Annotated in this window: 4 protein-coding genes; 1 reads left to right on the top strand and 3 read right to left on the bottom strand. The window is 43.9% G+C overall.

Annotation, left to right across the window (positions count from 1 at the left end; genetic code table 11):
• Both Q8865_11190 and Q8865_11185 read right to left on the bottom strand, forming a co-directional pair.
• The coding region (locus Q8865_11190; GenBank protein MDP4153982.1) for a class I SAM-dependent methyltransferase at positions 1 to 665 on the bottom strand (665 nt) is incomplete at its 3' end.
• A 106-nt stretch (positions 666 to 771) separates the two neighbouring features.
• Positions 772 to 975 (bottom strand): DUF1858 domain-containing protein, encoded by a 204-nt coding sequence (locus Q8865_11185; GenBank protein MDP4153981.1) that lies wholly within the window; start codon positions 973 to 975, stop codon positions 772 to 774.
• A gap of 148 nt (positions 976 to 1,123) precedes the next feature.
• Between Q8865_11185 and metA the strand changes: the two genes are divergently transcribed.
• Complete coding sequence (gene metA / locus Q8865_11180) at positions 1,124 to 2,047, top strand: homoserine O-succinyltransferase (GenBank protein MDP4153980.1); 924 nt, start codon at positions 1,124 to 1,126, stop codon at positions 2,045 to 2,047.
• A gap of 274 nt (positions 2,048 to 2,321) precedes the next feature.
• On the opposite strand, the gene Q8865_11175 is transcribed toward metA, so the two are convergent.
• On the bottom strand, positions 2,322 to 2,847 hold a 526-nt coding region (locus Q8865_11175), incomplete at its 5' end, for a 6-phosphofructokinase (protein ID MDP4153979.1).

Below are 2,847 nucleotides of genomic sequence, written 5' to 3'. Positions count from 1 at the left end.
TCACTGAAAAGCCCAAGTTTCTTCCGGCATTCTGAAATTGCCGCTTCATCTCTTAAAGCCGCCCTTTCTAGACCGTTTATAGTTTTTGTCAGAACAGTGATATTCCTGCCGAGATACAATTCAAAATTTGCTCCGTCATTATTGATTAAATGACACCCGATCAAAACATCGGTATCACTATATGGAACTGATTCAGATTTCTGTGCCGTCATAACGTCATACAGCTTCTCCCCCTCAAGGGTGAGAGCCTCGTCTGTTATGTCATAGCCGTTTTCATATAAAAAAGCGCGCACCAGTGGTGCGTCGCGCATCGGCTGAAGTATCAGGCGGGCTTTTATATCACCGGCGTCTTTGAGAATATGGCATATTAGCTCGCCGCCCATTCCCGCAATGATAATATCCGTTTTTGCATTTTTTATGCATTCTTTCGGTATCCCGTCGCAGAGCAAAAGTTTAACTTTTTTCTGAGCTCCGCAACGTAACAGCGTTTTTTGGGCATTTTCAAGCGGACCTTGTCTTACGTCAGAGGCTATCCCGCCTTCAGATATGCCATTTTCGATGAGCCATGCCGGGATATATGCGTGATCTGTGCCGACATCGGCAAAAAAAGCCCCGTTTCGCACAAACGAAGCAATAAGCTTAAGTCTTGGGCTAAGTGATGTCATAGAAATCCTGTGCCGCTTAAAACAAAAGCGGCGCCGTGTTTTCGGAATGCGGCTCACCGTAGTTATAAAACTGCGGTCGCAGGTTGCGGCCGCAGATATAAAGCGATTATTTACTTGCGAGATGCTTATTTATCTTTTCGATAAGTTCGTCAGGGTCAACGCCATGTACCGCGCACGCATCTTCAATAGTTTCGCCTCTGGATGACGGACAGCCAAGACAGTGCATACCAATCTCAAAGAAAAATGCCGCTGTCTCCTGATCTGCATCAAGAATATCACCAATTATTGTATCTTTTGTTATCTGTTTCATTTTGCGCCTCCGCAATAAATTTTTTATAATATTATAGTATACAGCGAGCAATAATTCAATACGCCAACTGTTAAATTCTGATTTTACATTGCAAAAGCTTTCAAAATCTGATATGCTAAAAAGCACTATTATGTAAGGAGGGTGCGATATGCCTGTAAAAATCCCCAATACGTTACCGGCTGTGAAAGTGCTGACAAAGGAAAATATCTTCATAATGCCGGAAAACCGCGCGGCTTCACAGGACATTCGTCCTCTGAAGATCGCTATTTTAAATTTGATGCCCGACAAGGAGACGACTGAAACCCAGCTTTTAAGGGTGCTTGGTAATACTTCGCTTCAAATCGATATTTCCCTGCTTTATACCGCAAGCCACAGCCCTCGCCATACTTCAAAGGATTATCTGAAGGAGTTCTATCATACCTTCGATCAGGTGAAAAACGAGAAATACGACGGACTGATAATAACGGGCGCCCCGGTTGAAAACCTGCCTTTTGAAAAGGTGGATTACTGGAAAGAGATTTGCGGCATAATGGACTGGGCAAATGACAATGTTTACAGCACCATGTACATATGCTGGGCAGCACAAGCGGCTTTATACTATCATTACGGTGTAAAAAAGTATCAGCTTGACGAAAAGATGTTCGGCGTATTCCCTCACAAAGTCTTGAAGCCGAACAATAAACTGATGAGAGGTTTTGACGATATTTTCTATGCTCCTCACAGCAGGCATACCGAGGTGCGCAGATCTGATATCCTTAAAAATAAACAATATATAGAAATACTGAGTGAAAGCGATGAAAGCGGCGTTTATATCGTTGCGAGCCACGACAATCGCCAGATATTCGTTACCGGACATAGCGAATACGATTCGACTACGCTCGATAAGCAATACAAGAGAGACGTTGCCAAGGGGCTTCCGATAGCGGTTCCGAAAAATTATTACCCGGAAAATGATCCGTCAAAAAAGCCGCTTGTCAACTGGCGCTGTCATGCAAACCTGCTGTTTGCAAACTGGCTCAACTACTGTGTATACCAGGAGACGCCTTACGATATAAGTATGATACACAAATAATATATAGAATAATAAAAAAGACGCTCGAAAAGGACAGACAGACGAAGAACAGGCGCCCGTTGCTGTATGCAGATACAGCAGGGCGCCTGTTCTAAAGTAAGCAAAAGTGCCCCGGAACGGGGATCTTGAGCCATTTTGTGTTTACAAACCGTAACATGAAGATTACGTTTAAAGATCTGATATTTTAATTTTGTCGTATACTTATATTGTAATCGCTTTTGCGGTGCCTGTAACTTTTCGACAGTCTGAAAGCGGCGTGATGCCGCTTTTTTTATTATTCTCCTGATTTAAGCTCAAGACCGGCGGTGGAAATCGCGTAAGCCATCTTGTACTTTGTGATATCAAGCTCTTTTTTCATCTTAAGAGCTTCCTGTATATCATAATCCACGATCTTATTATCTTTGAATGCGATAACACGGTCGCCTATGCCCTTTGAAAGCAGGTTTACCGCCTCATAGCCCATGCGGCTTGCCATAACTCTGTCATATGCCGTCGGCGAACCGCCGCGCTGTACGTGACCAAGAATAGTGCATTTTGTAATAATACCGAGCTTATCCTGAATGTCGTGCGCAAGCTGTTCGGAACCGCCGACACCCTCAGCAACGATTATAATGAAATGCTGTGTGCCGCCTTTAAGTGTTCTTTCCATACGTTCGATAATGTCTTTTTCAAAATCATAAGGAATCTCAGGCACGAGCACCGAAGTCGCGCCGGTTGCGATGCCTGCGTCAAGAGCAATGTAGCCTGCGTTTCTGCCCATGACCTCAACAATTGAGCATCTGTCATGTGACTGTGCAGTA

The organism is Bacillota bacterium (assembly GCA_030705925.1).
Lineage (GTDB): Bacteria > Bacillota > Clostridia > Oscillospirales > Feifaniaceae > JAUZPM01.
Note: the sequence above shows the minus strand (reverse complement) of the source record. Positions and strands in the feature narration are given on the sequence as shown.